Origin of the sequence: Marivita lacus, from assembly GCF_014637725.1 — a bacterium.
In the GTDB taxonomy this organism is placed as follows: domain Bacteria; phylum Pseudomonadota; class Alphaproteobacteria; order Rhodobacterales; family Rhodobacteraceae; genus Marivita; species Marivita lacus.
Genome location: NZ_BMFC01000009.1, coordinates 95,687 through 120,129 on the forward strand (window position 1 = coordinate 95,687; position 24,443 = coordinate 120,129).

Here is a 24,443-nt window from a genome sequence, read left to right on the forward strand (position 1 = left end):
AGCACATCGCCCGCATTTTATTGAAAAAATGCGGGCATCTTTTTGATGTGACTGATAGGATCCCCGAAAAATACTTCACCACGAGGACGGCATGAACAGCCCCCGGATCGATGACGATTTGCGCGAAACCATCATGACGCGCCCTGACGTGATTCTCGAGGATCAGGACCTGATGCGCGCACTGATCGCCGCGAATGAACGCGCCATGGGCGGCAATATCGTGGATCTGCGCGGCATCGCGATGGACCGGCTCGAGGCGCGTCTTGACCGGCTCGAGGACACGCATCGCTCTGTTATTGCCGCGGCCTACGAGAACCTTGCCGGCACCAACCAGATACACCGCGCGATCCTGCGGATGCTGGACCCGGTAGAATTCGAATCCTTCCTGCGCGATCTGGGCGGTGACGTGGCCGAGATACTGCGCGTCGACGTGATCAAGCTGGTGCTGGAATCGGTGCAGAACGACGAAGACCCGGCGATCAAGCGGCTGGGGTCAGTCCTTTCGGTTGCGGCGCCCGGCTTTATCGACGCCTATCTGAGTACAGGGCGCAATGCTCCGCCGCGACAAGTGACATTGCGCCAGATCGACATCGCCACGCGCGAGATTTACGGCGACAAGGCCGACTGGATCCGCTCCGAGGCCTGTCTCAAGCTTGATTTCGGCCCCGGTCGGTTGCCCGGCCTGCTGGTGATGGGTGCCGAAGACCCGCATCAGTTCACACCGCAACAAGGCAGCGATCTGCTGACCTTTTTCACCGGTGTGTTCGAGCGCCAGATGCGGCGCTGGCTGTCGTGACGCTGATGATCTCTCCGGCGGCGCGGGACGCGCTGGAGGGATGGCTGGCCAGCAGCCGCGCGCTGAACGGCACGGCCGAGAACACGCTGACCGCCTATCGGGGCGACGTGGTCGATTTCATCGCTTTCCTGACCGAATACAAAGGCGAGGCGCAGGGGCTTGCCCCCCTGGCGCGGATCACGGTGCCCGACATGCGGGCCTGGATGGCGCATATCCGCGGCGGCGGGGCCAGCGCACGGTCGCTCGCGCGCAAGCTGTCGGCCGTCAAGTCCTTCTACCGCTGGCTGGCGGAACGCGAGGGGTTCGAGCCGACCGCCGTGCTGTCGGCCCGTGCGCCCAAGTTTCAGAAGAAACTGCCCCGCCCCCTGAACGAGGACGCGGCGCGGGCGATGATCGACACGGTGGGCCTGCAATCGCAAAAGCACTGGGTCGGTGCGCGGGACATGGCGGTGGTCACGCTGCTTTATGGCTGCGGATTGCGGATTTCCGAAGCGCTTGGCCTGATGGGCCGCGACCTGCCCTTGGGCGAGGCGATGCGGATCCTCGGCAAGGGTGGCAAGGAACGGGTGGTGCCTGTCCTGCCCATCGCGCGGCAGGCGGTGGCCACCTATGTGAAACTTTGCCCGTTCGACATTGAGCCGAACGCGCCGGTGTTTCGGGGCGCGCGCGGCGGTGCGCTGAATGCGCGTCTGGTGCAGAAGGTCACGGAACAGGCGCGCCTTCAACTGGGCCTGCCCGCCACGGCCACGCCGCATGCGATGCGGCACAGCTTTGCAACGCATCTTCTGTCGGCGGGGGGCGATTTGCGCACGATCCAGGAATTGCTGGGCCACGCGTCCCTGTCGACGACGCAGGCGTACACCTCGGTCGATACCGTCCACCTGATGAAGGTTTACGAGGCGACCCATCCCAAGGCGGGATGATTGTTTCGGATACAATCAAACTCGGGATTTCCGCACAGGATCGTGCAACTGATTGGACAGTTCCAGTACCTTGAAGGTTTTGCCATGCATCCCAACCCGATCTTCCACAGCCAGGACCACGCCAAGGACATCGCCTTTGTGCGTGACCGCGGCTTTGGCACGTTGATGATGAACGGCGATCCGGTGCCTCTGGCGGCGCATGTGCCGATCCTGTTGTCCGAGGACGGGCGCGCCGTGCTGATCCATCTGGTGCGGTCAAATCCGATCGCACGGGCGCTGACGGCGCCGGCGCCTGCGCGGATCACGGTGATGGGGCCGGATGGCTATGTCTCTCCGGACTGGTACGGGGTCGCGGATCAAGTGCCGACCTGGAACTACGTGGCGGTGCAGATCACGGGTGTTCTGGAACTTTTGCCACAAGATGACATGCGGGAAATACTGGACATCCAGTCAGCGCATTACGAGACCCGCCTTGCGCCCAAGACGCCCTGGACCACCGACAAGATGACACCCGATGTGCTGGACAGGATGATGCGCATGATCGTGCCCTGCCGGATGCAGGTCGGGGATATCGCGGCGACATGGAAGCTTGGCCAGAACAAGGACGCCGCGGTGCGCACAAGTGCTGCGGCACAGGTGGCTGGCGGCATGGGGGCCGAGCTTGCGGCGCTGTCCGCGTTGATGACCGATCCTCCGGCGCTTTAGCATCTTTGCAATCGTCCCGCGCTGCCTTAGCGTGGGGCGTCGCCAAGAGGGAGGTCAGACATGCAGCTTCTGCGCACCGGTCCATCACCATTTGTCCGCAAAGTCGTCGTGACATTGCATGAAACCGGCCAGTACGACGATGTCGAACATGTGGATGTGGCCACATCGCCGCTTGTCCCGGATGCCAAGTTGGTCGCGGCGAACCCCGTGGGCAAGATCCCGGCACTGGTGCGTCCGGATGGGCCAACGCTCTATGACAGCCGGGTGATCTGCCGGTTTCTGGATGCGCGGGCGGGTGCCGGGTTGTATCCCGAATCCCGGATTTGGGACACGCTGACGCTTGAGGCGACTGCGGATGGTATTCTTGATGCGTCGGTGCTGATGATCTACGAGACGCGCTTTCGGCCTGAAGAAAAGGTCATGATGGAATGGGTCGAGGGCCAGTGGGGCAAGGTCTCGCGCGCGCTGGATGCGTTGAACACGCGCTGGATGAGCCATCTGAACGGGCGCATGGACATGGGCCATATCGCCGTGGGCTGTGCTTTGGGGTATCTTGACCTGCGCCATGACGCGCGGTCGTGGCGTACCGGGCGCGATGGTCTGGCCGCGTGGTTCGAGGATTTTGCCAAGCGGGACAGCATGGTGGCGACCCATCCCGAACCGTGACCCGCGACGGCACGTCACCACAGGATGCCTTGCACGTTGCGTGTCGCGGGTTTACCGACACGCAACGCTTTGAAAGGAACCTGCCGCGATGCGGATGACCGACACATTCATCAAGCCGATGCATCCCGAGGGACGCAAGTTCGTCGCGATCTTTGCCGCGATCACCCTTGTCCTGTTCGCGATGGAGGACGTGCTGGGCTGGATCGGCGTCGGCCTGACGGTCTGGTGCTACTATTTCTTCCGCGATCCCGAACGGGTCACGCCCGACAGGCCGGGGCTGGTGATCAGCCCGGCGGACGGGATCGTATCGCTGATCGAACCGGCGGTCCCGCCGCGCGAGCTTGGCCTGCCCGAGGTGCCGTTGACGCGGGTCAGCGTATTCATGTCGGTGTTCAACTGCCATGTGAACCGCGCGCCCGTGGCCGGGAAGATCGAAAAGATCGCCTATCGTCCGGGCAAGTTCCTGAACGCGTCGCTGGACAAGGCGAGCGAGGACAACGAGCGCAATTCGCTTGTGATCCGCATGGAGGATGACCGCATCCTGACCGTGACGCAGATCGCCGGGCTGGTGGCGCGGCGGATCGTCAGCTTCACGCAGGAAGGCGCGGTTCTGGACCGGGGTGAACGGTTCGGGCTGATCCGCTTTGGCTCGCGGCTGGACATCTATCTCCCCGAGGGTGTGGAGCCGTTGGTGATGATCGGCCAGACAATGGTGGCGGGTGAAACGGTGATTGCGGACCTGAACCCATGACCGGGGACCGCAATGGTGAGAAACTGACGCTGGTTCAGCTTTTGCCGAACATGCTGACCGTCACTGCCATTTGTGCAGGCATGACGGCGATCCGGTTCGGGTTGCAGGGAAATTACGAACTGGCCGTGCAGTTGATCCTGCTGGCTGCGATCCTTGATGGGCTGGACGGGCGACTGGCCCGCGCGCTTGGCGGCGACAGCAAAATGGGGGCGGAGCTGGATTCGCTCGCGGATTTCCTGAATTTCGGGGTCGCGCCGGGCGTTCTGTTGTACGTTTGGGCCTTGCAGGACACGCGGCAACTGGGCTGGCTGGCGGTGCTGGTCTACGCGGTCTGCGCTGTCACCCGGCTTGCCCGGTTCAACGTGGCGCGCAAGTCCGAGAACGGATCGGCGGAGAACGCGTATTTCATCGGCATCCCCTCGCCTGCGGGGGCGATTCTGGTGATGCTGCCGATGTACGCATCCTTTGCCTTCAACAGCCCGCAGATCATTCCGGATGTGCTGCTGGCGATCTACATCGCGCTGGTCGGGATGCTGATGATCGGGCGCTTCCCGGTCTGGTCGTTCAAGACCACGCGGATCAGCCAACGCCGGGTCAAGGTGTTCCTTGTCGGCTTTGCCGCGATCGGCGCGGCCGTGGCGATCTATACATGGGTCGCCCTGGTGGTGCTGAGCATTACCTATATCTGCGCGGTTGTGTGGATGTTGCCATCATCGCGCCGCGCCCTCGCGCAGGCCAAGACAGACACCCAAGCCCCCGATTAGAACTTGAGCGTGAGGCCGACGTTCAGGGCGTTGGTCTTGATGTCGGTCTCCAGCGATCCGTTTTCGGGCAAATCGACCGAATTGCTGGAGTAGGTGAACTGGTATTCGCCGAAGACCGCAAAACGATCGTTCAGGTCATAACTGACACCTGCCGTAACACGCGCTGCCGGTCCGGTGTACTGAAACCCGTATTCCTCGATCCCGGTTGTCGTGTCGATATCGACATGGGGAACCGCGATGCCGACACCGCCGCCCACATAGGGGGTCACAGCGCCTTCGGCCCAGAGGCCTGGCCACCGACGGTAGGCGTTGACGGTCAATATGTTCAGACCATCGGTGAATTCCAGATCGGAAAAGCCGATGGCCGCCTTTTCATCATCCGGTGCATACGCTTTGGTGTGGGTGAATTCGAGCCCAAAGCCGAGCTGTTCGTTTTTCCACCATGTGCCGCGCACACCGTAATAGGGCGGCATCTCGAAGGACCGGCCTTCCCAGCCGATCAGCGCGTCGATGTCGGCTCCGGTGCCCGGATAATCACCATAGACACGGCTGTGGGGCGACGTCTGCCATCCTGAATAGATCGACACCTCCATCTCTGCCAGCGCGGGTGAGGCGATGGTCAGGGAGCTGAGCGTAAGTAGACCTGACAGAATCGTTTTCTGCATGAGGAGCCGTCCAATTCAAATATTTCGCGTGAGTAACACGGCAAACTTGCAAGGTCAGTGCCATTTACCGCGACACTTCGGCGCTTATCCGTAACCTAGGTGTTCTGGAGGTGGACGACTAGGGGGTAGCCCGCTAAATAGCCTTTCGGAGCGCCGCTTGGTGCGGCCCAAACCGTATTGTGGCCAGACGATCGGCCGTTAATTGGAGATAACCTCGTGTCCAACGCAGAACACCACGAAGGCACCCGGAGGGACTTCCTGTACTACGCAACAGCCGGCGCAGGCGCGGTTGCGACCGGTGCCGCAGTCTGGCCTCTGGTCAATCAGATGAACCCGTCGGCCGACGTCCTGGCATTGTCCTCGATTCGCGTCGACGTGTCGGGCGTATCGGAAGGCTCTCAGATCACGGTCAAATGGCTCGGCAAGCCGGTCTTTATCCGTCGCCGCACGCCGGTCGAGATCGAAGCCGCCCGCAATGTCGACCTGTCCGACCTTCCTGACCAAGTCGCTCGCAACGCGAATATCGAAGAGAGCGCCGACGCGACTGACGAAAACCGCGCCCTCGATGAAACCGGCGAATGGCTGGTTCAGATGGGTGTGTGCACGCATCTTGGCTGCGTTCCCCTGGGCAACGCGGGAGATTACACGGTCGATAGCGGCGTTGGCGGCTGGTTCTGCCCGTGCCACGGGTCGCACTACGATACGTCTGGCCGCATCCGCAAAGGACCGGCCCCCGAGAACCTGCCGGTTCCGCCGGCTGAATTCGTCGACGAAACAACCATCCTGCTGGGATAAGGAGACGCGCGAATGTCTGGAATTCCACACGACCATTACGAGCCGTCGACCGGCGGCGAAAAGTGGCTGCACAAGCGGCTGCCGATTGTCGGTCTGATGTACGACACCCTGATGCTCCCCACACCCAAGAACCTGAACTGGATGTGGATCTGGGGCATCGTGCTGACGTTCTGCCTTGCGCTGCAGATCATCACCGGTGTCGTCTTGGCGATGCACTACACGCCGCATGTCGATCAGGCGTTTGCCAGCATCGAACACATCATGCGCAACGTGAATGGCGGCGCGATGCTGCGCTACCTGCACATGAACGGCGCGTCTCTGTTCTTTGTCGCGGTCTACGCGCATATCTTCCGCGGCCTCTACTACGGGTCCTACAAGGCTCCGCGCGAGATCACGTGGATCATCGGCATGCTGATCTACCTTCTGATGATGGGCACCGCCTTCATGGGCTACGTTCTGCCCTGGGGTCAGATGTCCTTCTGGGGTGCAACCGTGATCACCGGCCTTTTCGGTGCGATCCCGTTTGTCGGTGAATCGATCCAGACCTGGCTTCTGGGCGGACCGGCGGTGGACAATGCCACGCTGAACCGCTTCTTCTCGCTGCACTATCTGATGCCGTTCATCATTGCCGGCCTCGTGATCGTGCACATCTGGGCGTTCCACACCACGGGCAACAACAACCCGACCGGTGTCGAAGTGCGCCGCACCTCGAAAGCGGATGCTGAAAAGGACACGCTGCCCTTCTGGCCGTATTTCGTGATCAAGGATCTGTTCGCCCTCGCGGTCATTCTGGTGGTGTTCTTCGCCGTTGTCGGCTTCATGCCCAACTACCTCGGTCACCCGGACAACTACATCGAAGCGAACCCGCTGGTGACACCCGCACACATCGTGCCGGAATGGTACTTCCTGCCGTTCTACGCCATTCTGCGCGCGTTCGACTCGGAAGTCTGGGTCGTGATCGCTGCGAACTTCCTGACCGGCGGTATCGTCGATGCGAAGTTCTTCGGTGTTCTGGCCATGTTCGGGTCGATTGCCGTGATGGCGCTGGCGCCGTGGCTCGACACATCGTCGGTGCGCTCGGGCCGGTACCGTCCGATGTTCAAGTGGTGGTTCTGGCTCTTCGTGGTGAACTTCTTCGTTCTGATGTGGGTTGGCGCGATGCCGGCAGAAGGCATCTACCCCTACATCGCCCTGATCGGGTCCACCTATTGGTTCGCCTATTTCCTCGTGATCCTGCCGTTGCTGGGCGTGCTTGAAAAGCCGCTGCCGCAGCCCGACACGATCGAGGACGATTACAAGACGAACTATGGCAAGTCCTCGACCAATGCGGGCGCTCCTGCAGCGACCCCGGCCGAGTAAGAAAGGACAAGCGACCAATGCTTAAGAAACTTGCCCTCGCGGCCACATTGGCCTTGGCCCCAGTCTCCGGCGCATTTGCCGCCGGAGCCTCGGGTCACGTCGAGAATTACGACTTTTCGTTCGAAGGCCCGTTCGGCACCTTTGACCAGGCGCAATTGCAGCGTGGTCTTCAGGTCTACACCCAGGTGTGCTCGGCTTGCCACGGTATGCAATACGTGCCACTGCGCACATTGTCTGCCGAAGATGGTCCCGGCATGCCCGAAGATCAGGTCCGCGCCTATGCGGAGCAGTTCTTCGAAGTCTATGACGACGAACTGGATGACTTCCGTCCGGCCCGTCCGACCGACAACTTCCCTGCAAACAATGCCGCGGGCGCACCGGACCTCAGCATGATGGCCAAGGCCCGTGCTGGTTTCCACGGCCCGTACGGTCTTGGTATCAACCAGTTCTTCAAAGGCATGGGCGGACCGGAATACATCGCCTCTCTGCTGGCCGGCTACACCGGTGAAGAAAAAGAAGAAGCGGGTACGATCCTGTACGAGAACGAAGCGTTCCCCGGTGGATGGATCTCGATGGGACCGCCGCTTTACGGGGATGACGTGGATTTCGCGGACGGCACTGAAGCCACCATCGAACAGCAGTCCCAAGACGTGGCGGCGTTCCTGATGTGGGCGGCGGAACCCAAGCTGATGGCCCGCAAGCAGGCTGGGTTTGTCGGCGTCGTCTTCCTCACCGTGCTGTCGGTCCTGCTCTACCTGACCAACAAACGCCTCTGGGCGCCGGTCAAGGCCCGCGCAAAAGAGTAGCCTTCGCGATCAAGACAGTGAAAAGCCCCGCCAACCCGGCGGGGCTTTTTCGTTGGGGCAAGCTGGTTCGGGGTCGCCTACCCCCCTCCGAGGTAAGCGCGCAACGCGGGTGGTGGATCTTCCAGCAACGCCTGCGTGTCCTGCGGCGGTGAAACCTGTCCGGCCTCGACAAGGATACTCTGGCGCGCGAACCTGCGGGCATCCTTGGGATCGTGCGACACCAGCAGCACCGTCAGACTCTCGGCCTCGGCCACCTCTGCCACGAGATCGAGCATCTCGTCCTTCAAGGCCGGACCAAGCGCCGCAAAAGGCTCATCCAGCAACAGCACCGGTCGCGCCTGTACCAGAACCCGTGCAAGCGCGGCACGGCTTTGTTGACCACCGGACATTTCGGACAAACGGCGATCAGCGAACCCCGAGAGACCCACCCGCGTCAGGTCCGCGTCGATCCGTTCCTTGTTGCCGGGGCGCAGACGTCCTGTCATCGGATTGAGAGCCAGCGCAAGGTTCTGCGCAATCGTCAGATGTGGAAACAGGTTGGTGTCCTGAAACAGGATGCTGATGGGCCGGTTCGACGGCGACCGCCGCGTGATGTCCTCAGCGTCCCAGCGCACGGTTCCGGACAGCGGCACGAGAAACCCCGCGATCACGTCCAGCAGCGTGGACTTGCCCGATCCCGACGCGCCGATGATCGCCACCCGTTGGCCTGTCTCGACCGTCAGGTCAGCGGTCAGCTCAAACGTCCCGGATCGGGCATGCACATGGTCAAGATGCAGAGCCAACGCGCCCTCCCTGGTCGAACATCCAGAACAGGCCCAGGCTCAACAGGAGCAACAGCAAAGCACCACCTGCGGCCTGCTCCATACGATAGGCACCCATCAGCTGATACACCTTCAACGGCAAGGTAGCGTGATCCGGATTGGCAAACAGCGCGATCACCCCAAGATCACCCATCGACAGCGCCGCGGTCAGCCCCGACGCAAACCCGAGGGGCCGCTGCAGACGCGGCACCAGAACCCAGCGCAGCCACGCCCAACCCGACAACCCCAGCGCCTGCCGCAGGCGGCTGTAATCGGCACGGATGGTTTCGGCTTCGGGGCGCAGGATACGCAGGGCGAAGGGCAGGCTCACGAAGGCATTGACCGTGGCCGTGACGTAGAGTGCCAGGTCGAACGGATTGGCGAAGGGGCGCACGATCAGGAAAAGACCGATGCCCAGCACCAGCGGCGACAGGGCAATCCCGGCAAGGCCCAGCCATTCACCCCAGCGCGTTGCCAGCGGCAGCGCCCAGAGCAGGCAGAGCACAGTCGAACCCAGCGCGACCATCACCGAATGCCCGGCCGCCTGCCAGACCGATGCGCCCAGGGTGGTGATCCCGGCCAAGCCGTTCCACGTGACCATCGCAAGTGGTGTCAGCAGGAACAGGGCGGCAAGGGTGATCCAGACCGCATCCGTACAGATGGACAGGCGATCCGTACGGTCCCAGCGCGGCACGCGCCGGTCGAGCCCCTTGGACGCGACCGGGAGGGTGGTGACCCGCAGCGCAATCAACCCCGCAGTCAACGCAAGCGCCAACTGTACAAGCCCAAGCACGGCGGCGCGCGCCAGATCGAAATCGAACCGCATGGATTGATAGATCGCCAGCTCCAGCGTCGTTGCGCGCGGCCCACCGCCCAGTGTCAGGGCCACCGCGAAGGACGACAGGCAGATCACGAAAATCACCGCAAAGGCTCCTGGAGCGATCCGCAGCAGCATCGGTATTTCAATCGCTCGCCACATCGCCCCGCGGCCCATGCCCAATGTTGCCGCGAGGCGAAATTGCTCTGCGGGAATAGCCAGCCAGCCTTGCAGGATCAACCGCGTCGCCAAGGGCAGGTTGAAGAACACATGTGCCAGCACCACACCATGAAGACCGTAGATTTGCAGCTCCGGCAGGCCCAGCGGGGACAGGATGCGGTTGAGCAATCCCGATTGCCCGAACACCGCCAGCAGGCCCAGCACCGCCACGATCACCGGCAGGATGAACGGTGCTCCCAGAAGCGCCACCAACAGCCCGCGCCCGAGAAAGGTGCGTCGTGCCAGTGCCCGCGCCAAGGGGATCGCGAACAGCACGCTCAGCGCTGCAGATAGCGTGGCCTGCAACAGCGTGAACCGCAACGCCTGCCAATCCGCCGGACGAAAGCCGCTGAACGCCTCCGCCCGCAGGATCACCGCCGTGACCGGGCCGATCACAAGACCGGCCACGGTCAGTCCCGCAATCAGTGCGGGCGCTACTGAGAGAGGGCGCGACGCCATTCCTCGACCGTTTCATCCCGCAAGGCTGCAGCCTCTTTTTCCGTGTAGAACAGCACTTTTTCGGGCAGGTTCAGTTCCTTGAACCCGTCCGGCCACTTGCTCGGATCAAGCTTGGCCGGGAAGGACCAGTTGCCGGTGGCGATCATGGTCTGGAACTCTTCGGACAGCTGGAATTCGAGAAACTGGTCCGCAAGCTCGGGCACATCGGTGCCCGCGACCTTGGCCGACAACTCCACCATGAAGTAATGACCTTCGGGGAAGATCACTGCCTTCTTTGTGCGGTCATCCTCGGCGATGATGTGATAGGCAGGCGAGGTGGTGTAGCTGAGCACCATGTCCGCCTCACCATCGGTGAAGAGGCCATAACTTTCCGACCAACCCTTGGTCACGGTCAGGATTTTGGGCGCCAGCCGTTCCCAGACCGCTTCCGCCTCATCGCTATAGATCGCCTTGACCCAGAGCACGAGCGCAAGCCCCGAGATCGACGAGCGCGGATCCTGGATCACGATCTTGAGGTCATCCGGCGCATTGAGCAGCGCGTCGAAGCTTTCGGGCACATCCGACACCCGCTCTTCGTTATAGACGAACGCGGTATGCCCGTAATTGTAAGGCAGGAACACGTCGTCGGTCCAAACCACCGGCAGGGTCAGGCTAGAGGTGTCCTGCCCGTGCGGCGCGAACAACCCGCTTTCGCGGGCGCGCCGGGTGACGTCGGTGTTCAGGCCGAACACGATATCCGCATCGGTCTGGTCCCCTTCCAGCAGGATGCGGGGCAAGAGATCGCCCGGCTTGAACTGCAGATCGCAGGCGCATTGCGCCTCGAACATCTCTTCGATCCGTGGGCCGGGACCCCATTCCGAGACGATGTAATCGCCTGCATAGACGGTCAGAACGGGTGTATCTTGTGCCGCCACCATCGTGGTCGACGCAAGGAGTCCCGCAGCAAATGTAAGGGCCGGTTTCATGGCATCCTCCTGTTTTGCGACGAGAGGGCAAAGCAGGAGCGTATCCAGACCTTCCCTCCGCCGGTGTTAACCGGTTCAGGTTCAACGGGTTCGCATCACGCATCTCAGCCAGTTGCCTGGCACCCCGAGGTACGCGCAGAGGTAGCCTTGCGCGCAGGACACTTCAAGCCGAAACCTCTGCCCGCTTCTTCTTGTTCCAAATACCTCCGGGGGGTTTGGGGGGCAGAGCCCCCCACGGATCGGATGGGCGCAGCCCATTCGAAACACCTTGAGACCAGACCCGCCCTGTCCTAGGACACGTCTGAGCCAAGGAGACCGCCATGAGCCTGAACACTTTCGGACATCTTTTCCGCGTGACCACTTGGGGCGAAAGCCACGGGCCTGCCTTGGGGGTGACCGTCGATGGCTGCCCACCGGGCGTTCCGATCGACGAAGGCATGATCCAGCACTGGCTCGACCGGCGCAAACCGGGGCAGAACAAGTACACGACCCAGCGTCGTGAAGCTGACGAGGTGAAGATCCTGTCGGGTGTCTTCGAAGGCCAGACCACGGGCACCCCGGTGCAGTTGATGATCGAGAACACTGACCAGAGGTCCAAGGATTACTCGGACATCATGGAGAAATTCCGCCCCGGTCATGCCGATATAACCTATTGGCAGAAATACGGCATCCGCGACTATCGCGGCGGCGGGCGGTCCTCGGCGCGGGAAACGGCGTCGCGCGTGGCGGCGGGTGGTCTCGCGCGCGAGGCGATCCGGGCGTTGCTGCCCGGTGTGCAGATCACCGGCTACATGACACAGATGGGTCCGCACAAGATCGACCGGGACAGGTTCGACTGGGACGAGATCGAGAACAACCCGTTCTGGGTGCCGGACGCGCAGGCGGCGACGGATTGGGCCGACTATCTCGACGGGCTGCGCAAGTCGGGCGAAAGCGTCGGCGCGATCATCGAGGTTGTGGCGCGCGGCGTGCCTGCGGGTCTGGGTGCGCCCGTTTACGGCAAGCTGGACACCGATCTTGCCGCCGCGATGATGAGCATCAACGCGGTCAAGGGTGTGGAGATCGGTGAGGGCATGTCCTCGGCCATGTTGACCGGCACGTTGAACGCCGACGAGATCTTCATGGGTCCGAACGGGCCGGAATACAGCTCAAACCATGCGGGCGGCGTTCTGGGCGGGATCTCGACCGGGCAGGACATCGTCGTGCGGTTCGCCGTCAAACCGACCTCCTCGATCCTCTCGACTCGACGGACGATCACCAAGTCCGGGGAAGAAACAGAGATCATCACAAAGGGTCGACACGACCCGTGCGTGGGCATCCGTGCGGTGCCGGTCGGAGAGGCAATGATGGCGTGCGTGATCCTTGACCACATGCTGCTGCACCGGGGCCAGGTGGGCGAGAACCGGGGCAAGATCGGGTAGCCTGCGGGTCAGGCTTTCACGGTCTGCCGCGACAATTGCACCGCAAGGATGCCGAAGGTGATGATGACAACACCGATGATGTCGGTCGCTCCGAGGGTTTCGGACAGGACCAGCGCGGCGATGGCGACTCCCAGAAACGGGTTGAGGAAGTGGAAGGTCGCGGCCTTGACCGCGCCGATGCGGTTGACCAGCCAGAACCAGACCAGCGTGGCGGCCAGCCCAGGCACCAGCGTGGTATAGACGAACGCCAGAACCAGCTTTGTGGACAGCGTGACTTCGACCGTTTCGAGCAGCAGGCCCGCGGGCCAGAGCACCGCACTGCCGATCAGCATTTGCAGCCCAACGATCATCATGAAATTGCCGCCTGAGCTTGCATTGCGCAGCGCCAGCGTGGCGACCGTCAGGGACAGCACACCGATCAGGCACAGGCCGACGCCGTACAAATCCGCCCCTGCACCAAGGCGCGCGCCCATGATGATCACCACCCCGCAGAAGCCCGCGATCAGACCGACGACACCGATGGGCGACATGCGCTGTCCGGCGAAAAGCCAACCCGCAACCCCCACGAGCAGCGGCATGGACGAGGCGATGATGGCTGCCAAGGATGCCTCGATCCTTTGCATGGCGACAAAATTCAGCCCGAGATAAAGCGCGTTCTGGCAAATGCCGAAAATGATCGTCGCGCGCCATTGCAGTGGCGTCAGCCGCCAGCTTTGGCCCATCCAGAGGGCGATCAGGACCGCCAGTGCCCCCGAAATGGCAAACCGAAGCGCAAGCGCCATCAAAGGAGGCGCATCGGCAACAATGATGCGGGCGGATGTAAAGGCTGAAGACCACATGACGGCAAAAGCCAGCCCCATCAGGATTGCGCGTATGTCCAAGAGGTCCTCCGGTCGGGGATTTTGTGCTGCGGACGCAGTCAGGGGCGGTACCGTGGCACATCTACACATCGCGCGGCGGAAACTGCAATGTCTGCAATGCAATACACCTAGGCGCGTCGAAGGTGCCCGCCCCTGTTTCGAGAGATGCGCAACAAAGTTGCGGCATCCTTGCCATGAATGGAAATGCTTGCATGCGCACAGGCTTGCGGCGCTACCAGACTGGTGTAACGGTCACAGATGACCGACCACAAATGAATGAGTGCGACATGACCAGAGCCAAGGCTTTCCTCGCGGCCCCCCTGACATTGCTGATCCTTGCGGCCTGCGAACCGGTGCCTACCTCAGGTGGACCGGGCGGTGCGGGCCGTGTCACAGTGCCCGAGGCGGTGTCGTCCATTGCGGCGTCCCATCAAGACCTCACAACGGCACGGGTGCGGGAAGACGATGGGTGTTACTGGTACACCCATCGCGGCCCGGTCGAGACGACCGAACTGCCCTTGCGGACCAGCAACGGCAATCCGATCTGTGTGCGTCCGGCGGGCTGACCCCTACTGCGTCAGAGAGGGCCACCGTCTGTCGGGTAGAGATAGGCGGTGACCCCGGTGTCGACCTGATCGTAGAGCGCATTGATGTGCGCCATGACCATGCGCACGCAGCCCGAGCTTGCGCGCGTTCCGATGGAGCGCGGTGCCGGTGTACCGTGGATGCGGAGATACGTGTCGCGGTTGCCGACATAGAGATAAAGCGCCCGCGATCCCAACGCGTTGTCAGGTCCGGGAGGCATCCCCTCGGCCCAGCGCTCGTAGACCTCCGGTTCGCGTTCGATCATCGCGGGGGTCGGTGTCCAATTCGGCCATTTTGCCTTGCGCCGGATCGTGTACACCCCCGGCTCGTACAGCCCGTCACGCCCGATGGCCACGCCGTACCGCATCGCGGTCCCGCCGGCCTCAATGTGGTAGAGATAGCGGGCCACCGCATCGACATGGATGTCACCCGGCGTCAGCCCAGGATTGGCCTGAACGCGCTGAGGCAGGTATCGCGGGTGCAGATCCCATGGATTGGTAGTGCCCAGATCGAAATTCGCAGGCGTGATCTGCGTGTCCCATCCATCCCAGTCTCTTGGGGCGGCAAACGCCGGTCCGACAAGGGCGGGCGCGGCCAGGGTGGTGAGAGTGACGATCATCTGGCGTCTGGTGAACATGGGCAGCCTTTCAAACGTGTTGGGTCTGCAAAGATGCAGGGCCCACAATATGCAAGATTTCAGGTATGTATTGAAACCGCCAAATTCATCCCGGTTTCAAATGAAAATTGACGCTTGCACAGACATTTGTGCGGTTGTGCAACACAGTCGCTCGCGTCTCGGGTTATCGCAGCGGACAGGCCACAATCAATGGTCATGCCTCTGAAGGGGCAACCAGCATCACACTCAGACCGCCTATGCCTTCGATCACCACTTCGACCTCCATCCCGGCCTTCACCGGGCGCGCGCCCAGCGATGTGCCGCAGGCGATCAGATCACCGGGATTGAGGGTCATGTCCTGCGACAACAGGCTGACGATGTGCGCAGGCGGCAGGATCATGTCGGACGCCGGATAGGATTGGCGTTCGCGGCCATTGACCAGAACAGTGACGGTCACGTCTTGCCACTCCAGATCGGTTTCGATCACCGGACCGACAACCCCGAAACCATCAAAGCTCTTGGAGCGGGTCCATTGCGGAAAGGACGGATCGGCGTTGAGGATATCGAGAGAGGTCATGTCATTGATGCAGGTGTAGCCGAAGATGGCCTGCTGTGCCTCTTCGGGCGACACAGTCTTGCAGGTTTGTCCGATGACGATGCCCAGCTCACCCTCGAAAATCACGCGACCGGCGGAGTCCGGCAGTTCCACCTCTGCCCCCGGACCGGACAGAGACGTGTCGGCCTTGAAGAACCACAGCGGGTGTGTCGGATGTTCGTGCCCGCCCTTTTCGGCAGCCGCCTTGAAATTGTTCCAGAGCCCGATGAATTTGCCCGGAACCACCGGAGGCAGCAGCGTTACATCTGATACCGGTACGGGGTCGCCCGCTGCAATGTCCGATCCGAGACCCGCGCGCGGATGAAACATCCCGTCTTCAATGACCCCTGTCATTGCGTCGCTTCCGGCGACGGCTCCCCTGGCCCATTTCATGATCTGTCCTCCCGCTGGCATGGTCTGTGCGGTCTCGGAAAACCGCAGGTTCACGGTCTTATAAGTCGCCTTTCAGGAGGTTCCACGGAATTCGACATCCGCAGCCATAAGCCCGTCACGGCTCCGATTTTGAAAAAACCCCGCCGAAGAACGACGGGGCAAGGTGTAGTGCCGCGCGGATCATGGCCGCAGGCACCGGCGGTGTTCGGTAAATGTCAGATCATTTCCGCGCGGATCTGCTGCCGCAGCACGTCGATCGGGACCGTCTTGCCATCGCGCTTGAAGCACCAATAGGTCCAGCCATTGCAGCTTGGTGCGCCTTCGAGATGGGCACCGACCTGATGGATCGAGCCCTTGATGTCATTGCCGATCAAAGTGCCATCTGCGCGAACCTTGGCCTTGTGGCGTCCGTTCATGCTCAGAAGCTCTTCTCCGGGCCGCAACATGCCGCGCTCGACCAGTTGGCCGAAGGGCACCCGAGGTTCGGCGCGCTTGCTGATCGAGGTTTCGAGCGCGGCCTTGTCCAGACGGCGCACCGAGGCGATGCGTTGCTGTGCGACCTCGCGGTATTTCGCCTCGCGTTCGATGCCGATCCAGTCACGCCCGAGCATCTTGGCCACAGCACCGGTTGTGCCCGTACCGAAAAACGGGTCAAGCACGATGTCACCCGGCTTGGTCGAACCGACCAGCACACGGTGCAAAAGCGCCTGCGGTTTCTGCGTCGGATGCGCCTTGTCGCCCGCCGCATCCTTGAGCCGCTCACCGCCGTTGCAGATCGGCAAAACCCAATCGGACCGCATCTGAATGCCTTCGTTGAGCGATTTGAGCGCTTCGTAGTTGAAGGTGTATTTCGCGCCTTCCGATTTCGACGCCCAGATCATGGTCTCATGCGCATTGGTGAACCGCTTGCCCCGGAAGTTCGGCATCGGGTTGGACTTGCGCCAGACCACGTCGTTCAGGATCCAGTAGCCTTCGTCTTGCAGGGCGGACCCGACGCGGAAGATGTTGTGATATGAGCCGATGACCCAAATGGCCCCATCGGGTTTGAGCAGCCTGCGCGCCGCCTTGAGCCAGGCGCGCGTGAACTCATCATAAACCTTGAAGCTGGAAAACTGGTCCCAATCGTCATCCACCGCATCGACGAGGGAGTTGTCGGGGCGATGCAGATCACCCTTGAGCTGCAGGTTGTAGGGCGGATCCGCAAAGATCAGATCGACCGACGCGGCGGGCAATCCATTCATGATCTCGATGCAGTCACCTGCAAGGATCGTGTTGATCGGCAACGCATCCGCGCTGTTCGGCTTGGTCATCTTTGTCATTCTCTGCCTATCATCCCGGCGCAGTTGTTGCGCTCTGTGGTTGCCCAGAAAGATGAGTCAAAGGCGATTCGCGGTCAATTTCTTTTTTGAATCAATTGGTTATGAAATTGACTTGTCACAAGATATTGTGCACCGGCCGAAACGAACGTCTATGGTGTGGGGTTGCACCAAGATTTCGAAGGGCTTCTTTGTGACATTTCGTGGGGTATCCCTGATTTCGCTCCCAGCCGTAGCCGGGAAACTGTTGCGCCAAATCCCACATGATCGCGTCACGCCGTGTTTTCGCCATGATTGACGCCGCGGCGATGCTCAGCGACAGGCTGTCTCCCTTCACGATTGGCGTCGCCGACAGGGTCAGATCACGCGGGACAAGATTGCCATCGATCAGCACGTGATCGGGGGATGCGCTTAGTGCCGCGACCGCCCGGCACATGGCGAGATGACTGGCGCGCAGGATGTTGATCTCGTCGATTTCTTCGACACTGGCCAGCCCGACGCCCACCTCGGCCTGCGCCAGAATGAGGTCCAGTAGCGCGTTCCGTTTCTTGGCCGTCAACATCTTGGAATCATTGAGGCCGATGGGCACCCTTGCGGGATCAAGGATCACCGCAGCCGCAACAACCGGCCCGGCCAAAGGCCCCCTGCCCGCCTCGTCCACACCGGCGATCCGCATGACGCCCCGCATCCGCAAACCGTCTTCAACATCAAAGCTTGGTCCCATGCCCCCAACTTGACCAACCCGCCCGCAAAGGCAAGGCACGGCGGGCGTTTTCGTATCATCCATCGCCCGGTTTGGCGCCGCGTATGTGTTTTTGCGATTTAGGTGGAATACCCACTGGACACGCCCCAAACCGTGACCTAGAACGCCGCCACCCGAACGTATATCGTTCTCCCGTGCCCGGGTAGCTCAGGGGTAGAGCAGTGGATTGAAAATCCTCGTGTCGGTGGTTCGATTCCGCCCCCGGGCACCACAAAAACAAATTAAAACAATATCTTAATCAAGCGCCGAAGACTCGCTAGCTGCGTCGACTGCGCCTTGGGTATCATTCGGGTAGCAAAAAACAGCTAGGTTGCGACCAGTTGTCTAACGGTAAGGATGCACCCCCCAGATCAGCAGAGGTTGTTTTGACCCCCAGTTGGCTAGCTTGCTGGCGGTAGGCAATGGAGTATCACTTAGATAGGGTGCGACGTTGCTCGCACACACCATATCTTGTAGCGTCAATGAAGAAGGCAGCCGCGAGTCGTCCCTAAGAGCAAATGGCGCCAAAGGATTGAGAATGATCGACAGCTTACTGGTTGGAAACTCTGCAGAAATCATGAAGGAGCTGCCTGACGGTAGCGTCGACCTAATTGTAACATCGCCTCCATACTGGGACGCTGTCGAATATGACCAAGGTAGGGCGTCTTGGGCAAGCTATGACGAGTACCTAGAGGAGATGATGCGCGTTTGGGCACAGTGTGCCCGAGTACTACGGCCTAACGGAAAACTCTGCATCAATGCCCCAATCATGCCAGTTCCAAAGGCGGTGATTGAACAACATACGCGGCACTTGAAAAATATTGCATTCGACTTGGAACACATGATTTTGGAACGTACCGACCTAGAGCGGTACAGCCTATTTGTTTGGCAAAAACAAACATCAAAGATGATGTTTGGGAGCTACCCATATCCCGGAAACATTATCGAGAATAATACTGTTGAGTTCATCAATGTCTACGTGAAGCCCGGCAAGCCGCCAAAATTCGAACCTGAGGTTAAAGAAGCCAATAGGTTGACGCGTACTGAATGGATCGATCTCGCACAGCAGGTTTGGTTCATGTATCCTGAAGATGTAAAGCGCGATGGCGACCATCCGGCCCCTTTCCCTTCGAAGCTCCCTGCACGCTTGGTCAGACTATATACCTACGGTGCAGTGGGCAACTTCGACGGAGAAATAGTTTTGGATCCGTTCGTTGGAACAGGAACTACTTGTGCTGTTGCAAAGTCCATGGGTCGACGGTTCATTGGGATCGACATCAACGAAAAGTATATTGCGCTTGCTGAGCAAAAGATCGCAAACGCCCCACCTTTTGACCCCCTTCTCCTCGTCGGTCGCGCCAAATACCCCGGAAAAGAGGAGCTTTTGGAAATTGCGCAGTCGGATGCTGGGAGTAAGGGAAAACAAGCCGAAGCCAAGCATAAGCGCAAGACATACGGTCGCACTGTGCCGATAAAAGAAACGGATCAGCTTAATCTGTTCTAGACAAACTGGAGTTTACGGATGGCGAAGGGGAAGGTTGCCGTCCCTAAAGAGTGGCGGAAGTTCGTCAACGAATACGGTAAAGAGCAGCATTACTGGTATGTGCCTAAAGGGCTGGCCGTCAGCGTTGATGCTATCAAGCATCGCCTAAGAGTTCTGAAACAGTTCGAGAACACAAATCCATGGCGCGACGTCCAGCATGATTTTGTTGAGGCGTTGAACAATCAAGGTATATCATCAGCACGCGCCGAATGGGACGGTGGGGGTGCTCCCCTGGCGCGAATGCTTAAGCAAGTATTTGCAATGCTTGGACTCGCTTGGGTTCAACCTTCTGATTTGATCGAACTCACCGATGTTGGAAATGAATTTCTGAACTCTTCTGAGCCTGAGAAAGTGTTGTCCCGGCAAGTCTTCCGATATCAGTTCACCAACCCAAGCGTCAACGCGTCAGTCCACCATGCCGTTAATGTTCATCCGGTGCCGTTCATTGTCGAAGCCCTTCGTAATACCGATGATAGATTCATTTCACCAATTGAATATGTGCTGTTTCTATCACGGGCAAAAAAATATGGCGATTTCGAGGCAGTAGTTGATCGCATTCACCGCTTTCGGCAACTCGGCGAAGGCCAGCAGAAGGCGATAATTGACCAATGCGAGCGCTATAAATTGGCAGGTGTGCGCCGGACAAGTATGCTTAACACCATCCGGCTAAATCGTTCGTATGCATTGAAATTCTTTTCTTTATCCGAGCTATTTGAGATCGGCGATGATGGAAAAATTGTGCTTTCTTCGGGTCAGCACTTGAATGCCAGGAGGCTCCTGAACTCATACAACGCATCCGGGGAATACATTCAGTTCGATAATGAAGAAGACTGGATCGCATTTTACGGCGGAACTGCTGAGATGCCCAATCAGTCTAGTGCCCTTGAGTACTATGTAAAGCGAGGCAAGATCGAACAAGCTAAAGCCACAAAGAAAAAGCAATCGAAGAGCAAGGCTGATTTTGATGAATTTGAGGACATGATCGTTTCAGAGAAAGCTCTTGAAGATTATTTGGAGCATAACCTGAATGCTGTCGGAGATCGCGTCAAAAGCAACCTTGAACTTGTTGGAAGACAATACAGCACTCCTGTTGGTCCAATTGATCTTCTAGCAAAAGATCGGAAGACAGGAGACTACGTTGTTTTGGAGTTAAAAAAAGGCCGGTCAGCGGATAAGGTCTTTGGCCAGTGCTCACGTTACATGGGTTGGATACGACGAAACCTTGCTTCACCTGGACAAGACGTCCATGGCGTGATTGTAGCGCGATCAATTGACGAAAAACTGAAAGCGGCAAGGGATGCCCATGATACAAAGGTTCATCTTATCGAGTTTGAGCTGAAGCTGGGCGCAAGATCGGTGTAGTCATGGCGGCAGGCGGATTTTGGGATGCATTTGTCGAAGAGTATTCTAGCAGCGAAGTTTATTGGTTTTTTCCTAAGGGTTCGACGGTAGACACGGATCAATTCAGGGAAAAATTCCGGGTTTTCGATCTTTTTGAGGGTATGATTTGGCGCCCTGATCTTCATGGAGAGATTCTGCGAGAACTGCGAAGCGAGGGACTCTCTTCTGCTGGGGCCGCTCTGCCACGAATGATCAAGCGAGTATTTGAGGTTATGGGGCTTTGCATTGTAGAAAGCGACCAGCCAATTAGAATTACGAACATTGGAAAGCAGTTCTTGGATGAAGATAGCGGACCGAGTAGAGTTTTGGATCGTTCTATTTGGCGATATCAATTGCCGACACCAGTCAATGACAGCGATGTCACACACGGCATTGCGCTTCATCCCCATCCATTTTTGGTCGAAGTTCTTTTGCGAGGCATGCTTGAGATCAGCGCAGAAGAATACGCATTGTTCGTTGCAAGATCAATGAAGCCAGAGGATGTGGAGAAGTCTGTTGAACGTATCGCAGAGTGGAGGGGTCTCAAAGAAAATGAGAGAAAAACGATAAGAAATCGATTGTCTGGTACAGTTCTTCAAACAATTGAAAGAAATAGATCATATGCGTTTGCATTCCACAACTGTGATCTCGCTATAAGCAAGGGCGGTCAGACTCTTTCCGTCAGGCATGCGAACGTAGCGTCGCTCGAACGCAGGCTCGAACTATTCAAGCAACGTGCCCCCCTGTATCATTTTGAAACAGAAAAAGACTACGTTGAGTTTATCGCCAGCGAACCAGAAACGAAGACGCCGCTGGAAGAACTTGAGCACTATGTGGATGTTTCTGATGTGGAAAATGCTGTTCGAGCATTCAAGAAGCTTCCCGATGAGTTTCGGGCTGGACAAAGTGTTGAAGACTTTGAGAAAGAACAGTTTCTTGAGAGGGACCTTGAGCAGTTTTTGGCAAGGAATATGGAGTTAATTGAGCCAGGTCTGGTATTCAAATCGAGGCAGTACCAGACTGCGACGGGTCCATTGGACCTGTTGGGGGTGGCAGCGAATGGGGATTTGGTTGTCATTGAACTGAAAAAGGGCCGCGCTTCTGACAAGGTGTTCGGTCAAATAGCCCGGTATATGGGCAGCATGATGAACGAAGCAGAGATCGGCCAAATCGTTCGCGGATTTATTGTTGCGAGAGAGGTAGACCAAAGACTTGTGCTTGCGAGTCGGATTTCTGCCGAAAACCGACTAAAGGCGCTTGTGTTTGAACTTGAAGACAGTGATGGGAAGGAACGTTGGGTTAAGATTGGTTCAGAGAGTTTACTTTGATCTCTTTTCCTTGCGATTTGAGCTTCTTACCATGTATTTCTTTTGAGATTTCTGGAAAAGATTTACTTCTTTGTCTACGTGGGGCCTCACCTTTTTGGAGAATCCACCGTCGGATATATCCGGCGGGACAGAGTGAAACCCTGTGTTTACTGAATTTTTCGTTCAAGCATTGAACAGTTGAAAGTACTTGTTGGGTGGATGGCAGTGTCCGGGTTCGTGAATAAAAAACAAGGGCGCCTTGTACGCCCCTGATCAGTTTTTCGGCCGGAGCTGTTACCGCGTCTACTGGGCTTTTGTCGGCCTCAGTGCGCGCTTTGCTTCTTCAAGCGCCTTCGACCCCTTCACCCACTGCCACGGGGTGCGTGGCTTACGTGCCTTCGCCAGTTCGGGGTTCGCCTTGGCGGCGCTTGCGGCGGCGCGCAGCCGTTCGCGGGCCTCGCGCGGGTCGATCTTGAGTTCGTCGCAGATGGCCTTGAGCGTTACGATATCGGTCATGTCGATCTCCTAAGTTGCTGATGCAGGTCGATAAGACGCAAGGTCAGAGCGTGTCAGGGATAACCCTAGTTCGGCTTGAAGATTTCCGAGACGTCCACGCCGAGGGCCTTGGCGATGCGCTCGACCACCAAGATCGACGGGTTGCGCTTCCCGGTTTCGACGCCGCTCAGGTAGGTCTGGTGAATGTCCGCGCGATGGGCGACCTCTTCTTGCGAAAGGCCCTTCTCCCTCCTGATCCTCTGGATATTTCTCGAAACGCGCGATTGAATTGACATGCGCGGCATGGCGCATGGCGGTCATGTCTTCGACCATAGACTATAAGTCATATTCGACTTAGGCTCACGGAAGGCCCGAAGTCACTGGCGACATTCAGGAATGCAGGAAGAGGCAGGGGGACGTGCGCCCTCGTGGTTGACTCATAGTCTATCTGAGGAGGCGAGGGCCGTCCTGTCGCCCGAGGCCCTTCTGCTGCCCGATCATGTCTTGGATTTCATCGACCGGCACGCGGTCACGCACGGCGTCTATGGCTGGTGGTTCGACAACCGCCTGCCTCTGGTGCCGAGGGAGGGATGCATCGAGCGTGACGGGAAACACCTGCTCTACATTGGCATTGCCCCCCCGAAAGACCGGTCAGTGCGCCGAGGTGGGCCAACGCCTGTGAAAAGCCGACTTTGGAGAAACCATCTACGCGGGACCGTGCGCTCCTCGACCTTGAGGCATTCCCTTGCGGCCCTTCTCGAACAGGAGCTTGAACTGGCATTCTGGCGCGACAAGCGAAACCGAGTTCGCATGGACCGCCACTACGAGGACAGGCTGTCAGAATGGATCGCCAAGCACGCGGCGATCTCGGTCGTGCAGCATGACGAACCGTGGTCCCTTGAGGAAACGCTGATCAGGAACGGCCCACCCTTGCCGCTCAACCTGAGCATGTCAGCGCATCCGTTCAGATCGACGCTGAGCGACCTGCGCCGCGCGCTTGGGCGAAGCTGACATGACCTGCAACAAACCCCGAGGACCGAGAGCCAAACGCGCGCGCGGCGGCGTTGTATTGAGCCAGGAGCGCCGGGGGGCGCCTCGGACGTGGTGATCCCGTCGCAATCCCGGCTGGCGCGCTGTGTGCGGCGCTCACGCCGATCATGCTGGCGGCGCATGGTATCTGCACGGACACGGTGCATCGGCATGGCTGCGCATATGGTCACCCTCGACGGCGCGGGAATTACCCTGACGGGCGACGGTCCTCGATCTTATTGCAATCGCATCGAAACCAGCCAGCGAGGAAATCGACATGACGATACGCGCGACATGGGCCTTCAATGGCCAGACGAAAATCATCTTGGGAAACTGGCACCGGTTGTGGTGCCTGCTGTTCGGCCCGTTCTACTACCTGTTCAAGGGCATGTTCCTATGGGCGATCTTGTCGTTCTTCACCTTGAATGGCCTGTGGATCGGCTTCCCCCTATTCAACCGCGCCATCGTGCTGCGGCATTACCATCGCAAAGGGTGGGTGCAAGAGTGACCGCCCGAGCAGTTTGCCACCCGAGTGGAACCCGGCGCGCGATGTCGAAACTCAGAGTGGATGCGGACCGTATGAAAAGACTCGGCAATTCGGGTCCGGCTGGCGTCCGACAGACTGATTCATGATCAACGGGTCGCTCCGAGGCGGTCCGCGCCGCGCTGTC

General features: G+C 59.3%; 27 protein-coding genes, 1 tRNA gene and 1 riboswitch. Of the genes, 17 read left to right on the plus strand and 11 right to left on the minus strand.

What is annotated here, in order from left to right; genetic code table 11:
- The first annotated feature begins 91 nt into the window (after nt 1-91).
- The 6 genes from IEV82_RS15890 (at nt 92) to pssA (ending at nt 4,605) form a co-directional block, all read left to right on the plus strand.
- A complete protein-coding gene (locus tag IEV82_RS15890; RefSeq protein WP_188483016.1) occupies nt 92-796 on the plus strand; it encodes a DUF484 family protein in 705 nt (234 codons plus the stop codon).
- On the plus strand, nt 793-1,719 hold the full coding sequence (locus IEV82_RS15895; RefSeq protein WP_188483017.1) for a tyrosine recombinase XerC: 927 nt from the start codon (nt 793-795) through the stop codon (nt 1,717-1,719). Before IEV82_RS15890 ends, IEV82_RS15895 begins: the two co-directional genes overlap by 4 nt.
- Nucleotides 1,720-1,803: 84 nt before the next feature.
- On the plus strand, nt 1,804-2,424 hold the full coding sequence (locus IEV82_RS15900) for an FMN-binding negative transcriptional regulator (protein WP_188483091.1): 621 nt from the start codon (nt 1,804-1,806) through the stop codon (nt 2,422-2,424).
- 60 nt (nt 2,425-2,484) lie between these two features.
- Nucleotides 2,485-3,090, plus strand: coding sequence for a glutathione S-transferase (locus IEV82_RS15905; protein ID WP_188483018.1), 606 nt, complete (start codon nt 2,485-2,487; stop codon nt 3,088-3,090).
- Between the two features lie 88 nt (nt 3,091-3,178).
- Nucleotides 3,179-3,841, plus strand: a complete 663-nt coding sequence (locus tag IEV82_RS15910; protein ID WP_188483019.1) for a phosphatidylserine decarboxylase — start codon at nt 3,179-3,181, stop codon at nt 3,839-3,841.
- Nucleotides 3,838-4,605, plus strand: coding sequence for a CDP-diacylglycerol--serine O-phosphatidyltransferase (pssA, locus tag IEV82_RS15915; protein ID WP_188483020.1), 768 nt, complete (start codon nt 3,838-3,840; stop codon nt 4,603-4,605). Before IEV82_RS15910 ends, pssA begins: the two co-directional genes overlap by 4 nt.
- On the opposite strand, the gene IEV82_RS15920 is transcribed toward pssA, so the two are convergent.
- Nucleotides 4,602-5,270 carry an outer membrane protein gene (locus IEV82_RS15920; RefSeq protein WP_188483021.1) on the minus strand — a complete coding sequence of 223 codons (669 nt, stop codon included), beginning with the start codon at nt 5,268-5,270 and terminating at the stop codon, nt 4,602-4,604. The two genes, pssA and IEV82_RS15920, sit on opposite strands and share 4 nt — an antisense overlap.
- 216 nt (nt 5,271-5,486) lie before the next feature.
- On the opposite strand from IEV82_RS15920, the gene petA reads away from it, so the two are divergent.
- Genes petA through IEV82_RS15935 form a run of 3 tightly spaced genes read left to right on the plus strand, consistent with a single transcriptional unit; the run spans nt 5,487 to nt 8,230 of the window.
- On the plus strand, nt 5,487-6,065 hold the full coding sequence (gene petA, locus IEV82_RS15925) for a ubiquinol-cytochrome c reductase iron-sulfur subunit (protein WP_188483022.1): 579 nt from the start codon (nt 5,487-5,489) through the stop codon (nt 6,063-6,065).
- 12 nt (nt 6,066-6,077) lie between these two features.
- Nucleotides 6,078-7,424 (plus strand): cytochrome b, encoded by a 1,347-nt coding sequence (locus IEV82_RS15930; protein ID WP_188483023.1) that lies wholly within the window; start codon nt 6,078-6,080, stop codon nt 7,422-7,424.
- Between the two features lie 17 nt (nt 7,425-7,441).
- Nucleotides 7,442-8,230, plus strand: coding sequence for a cytochrome c1 (locus IEV82_RS15935; RefSeq protein ID WP_188483024.1), 789 nt, complete (start codon nt 7,442-7,444; stop codon nt 8,228-8,230).
- A gap of 77 nt (nt 8,231-8,307) precedes the next feature.
- Here the strand turns inward: IEV82_RS15935 and IEV82_RS15940 are convergent, their stop codons facing one another.
- The 3 genes from IEV82_RS15940 to IEV82_RS15950 are packed head-to-tail and all read right to left on the minus strand — an operon-like array spanning nt 8,308 to nt 11,490.
- The gene (locus tag IEV82_RS15940; protein WP_229747863.1) at nt 8,308-9,012 is read right to left on the minus strand and encodes a thiamine ABC transporter ATP-binding protein; all 705 of its coding nucleotides are present in this window, start codon (nt 9,010-9,012) and stop codon (nt 8,308-8,310) included.
- Entirely contained in the window at nt 8,996-10,525 is a 1,530-nt protein-coding gene (locus tag IEV82_RS15945; RefSeq protein ID WP_188483025.1) for a thiamine/thiamine pyrophosphate ABC transporter permease ThiP, read from the minus strand. The genes IEV82_RS15940 and IEV82_RS15945 overlap by 17 nt, the downstream gene beginning before the upstream one ends.
- Complete coding sequence (locus tag IEV82_RS15950; protein ID WP_188483026.1) at nt 10,501-11,490, minus strand: thiamine ABC transporter substrate-binding protein; 990 nt, start codon at nt 11,488-11,490, stop codon at nt 10,501-10,503. Before IEV82_RS15950 ends, IEV82_RS15945 begins: the two co-directional genes overlap by 25 nt.
- A gap of 35 nt (nt 11,491-11,525) precedes the next feature.
- Nucleotides 11,526-11,627, minus strand: a riboswitch (TPP riboswitch).
- A gap of 183 nt (nt 11,628-11,810) precedes the next feature.
- Between IEV82_RS15950 and aroC the strand changes: the two genes are divergently transcribed.
- Nucleotides 11,811-12,911: a chorismate synthase gene (gene aroC, locus IEV82_RS15955; RefSeq protein WP_188483027.1), complete on the plus strand. Its 1,101-nt coding sequence runs from the start codon at nt 11,811-11,813 to the stop codon at nt 12,909-12,911.
- Nucleotides 12,912-12,919: 8 nt separating this feature from the next.
- Here aroC and IEV82_RS15960 read toward each other — a convergent pair whose 3' ends face one another.
- A complete protein-coding gene (locus IEV82_RS15960) occupies nt 12,920-13,792 on the minus strand; it encodes a DMT family transporter (RefSeq protein WP_188483028.1) in 873 nt (290 codons plus the stop codon).
- Between the two features lie 266 nt (nt 13,793-14,058).
- On the opposite strand from IEV82_RS15960, the gene IEV82_RS15965 reads away from it, so the two are divergent.
- A complete protein-coding gene (locus IEV82_RS15965) occupies nt 14,059-14,337 on the plus strand; it encodes a hypothetical protein (RefSeq protein WP_188483029.1) in 279 nt (92 codons plus the stop codon).
- Nucleotides 14,338-14,348: 11 nt separating this feature from the next.
- Here the strand turns inward: IEV82_RS15965 and IEV82_RS15970 are convergent, their stop codons facing one another.
- From IEV82_RS15970 to rnhB, 4 genes are all read right to left on the minus strand, one after another.
- On the minus strand, nt 14,349-14,993 hold the full coding sequence (locus IEV82_RS15970; protein WP_188483030.1) for a L,D-transpeptidase: 645 nt from the start codon (nt 14,991-14,993) through the stop codon (nt 14,349-14,351).
- A 193-nt stretch (nt 14,994-15,186) separates the two neighbouring features.
- A complete protein-coding gene (locus tag IEV82_RS15975) occupies nt 15,187-15,921 on the minus strand; it encodes a fumarylacetoacetate hydrolase family protein (protein ID WP_229747864.1) in 735 nt (244 codons plus the stop codon).
- A gap of 254 nt (nt 15,922-16,175) precedes the next feature.
- The gene (locus tag IEV82_RS15980) at nt 16,176-17,279 is read right to left on the minus strand and encodes a site-specific DNA-methyltransferase (protein ID WP_188483032.1); all 1,104 of its coding nucleotides are present in this window, start codon (nt 17,277-17,279) and stop codon (nt 16,176-16,178) included.
- Between the two features lie 115 nt (nt 17,280-17,394).
- The gene (gene rnhB / locus IEV82_RS15985; protein WP_188483033.1) at nt 17,395-18,000 is read right to left on the minus strand and encodes a ribonuclease HII; all 606 of its coding nucleotides are present in this window, start codon (nt 17,998-18,000) and stop codon (nt 17,395-17,397) included.
- Nucleotides 18,001-18,175: 175 nt separating this feature from the next.
- Here rnhB and IEV82_RS15990 point away from each other — a divergent pair.
- The 4 genes from IEV82_RS15990 to IEV82_RS16005 all read left to right on the plus strand — a co-directional run bounded on the left by IEV82_RS15990 (nt 18,176) and on the right by IEV82_RS16005 (nt 22,269).
- Nucleotides 18,176-18,250, plus strand: a tRNA-Phe gene (locus tag IEV82_RS15990).
- 306 nt (nt 18,251-18,556) lie between these two features.
- The gene (locus IEV82_RS15995; protein ID WP_188483034.1) at nt 18,557-19,522 is read left to right on the plus strand and encodes a DNA-methyltransferase; all 966 of its coding nucleotides are present in this window, start codon (nt 18,557-18,559) and stop codon (nt 19,520-19,522) included.
- 18 nt (nt 19,523-19,540) lie between these two features.
- The gene (locus tag IEV82_RS16000; RefSeq protein ID WP_188483035.1) at nt 19,541-20,923 is read left to right on the plus strand and encodes an AlwI family type II restriction endonuclease; all 1,383 of its coding nucleotides are present in this window, start codon (nt 19,541-19,543) and stop codon (nt 20,921-20,923) included.
- A gap of 2 nt (nt 20,924-20,925) precedes the next feature.
- Nucleotides 20,926-22,269: an AlwI family type II restriction endonuclease gene (locus IEV82_RS16005; RefSeq protein ID WP_188483036.1), complete on the plus strand. Its 1,344-nt coding sequence runs from the start codon at nt 20,926-20,928 to the stop codon at nt 22,267-22,269.
- A gap of 282 nt (nt 22,270-22,551) precedes the next feature.
- Here IEV82_RS16005 and IEV82_RS16010 read toward each other — a convergent pair whose 3' ends face one another.
- Nucleotides 22,552-22,764: a hypothetical protein gene (locus tag IEV82_RS16010; RefSeq protein WP_188483037.1), complete on the minus strand. Its 213-nt coding sequence runs from the start codon at nt 22,762-22,764 to the stop codon at nt 22,552-22,554.
- A 65-nt stretch (nt 22,765-22,829) separates the two neighbouring features.
- Entirely contained in the window at nt 22,830-23,048 is a 219-nt protein-coding gene (locus IEV82_RS16015) for a helix-turn-helix domain-containing protein (RefSeq protein ID WP_188483038.1), read from the minus strand.
- A 199-nt stretch (nt 23,049-23,247) separates the two neighbouring features.
- On the opposite strand from IEV82_RS16015, the gene IEV82_RS16020 reads away from it, so the two are divergent.
- Nucleotides 23,248-23,754 (plus strand): GIY-YIG nuclease family protein, encoded by a 507-nt coding sequence (locus tag IEV82_RS16020; protein ID WP_188483039.1) that lies wholly within the window; start codon nt 23,248-23,250, stop codon nt 23,752-23,754.
- Nucleotides 23,755-24,049: 295 nt separating this feature from the next.
- The gene (locus tag IEV82_RS16025) at nt 24,050-24,280 is read left to right on the plus strand and encodes a hypothetical protein (protein WP_085525672.1); all 231 of its coding nucleotides are present in this window, start codon (nt 24,050-24,052) and stop codon (nt 24,278-24,280) included.
- Nucleotides 24,281-24,443: the final 163 nt, after the last annotated feature.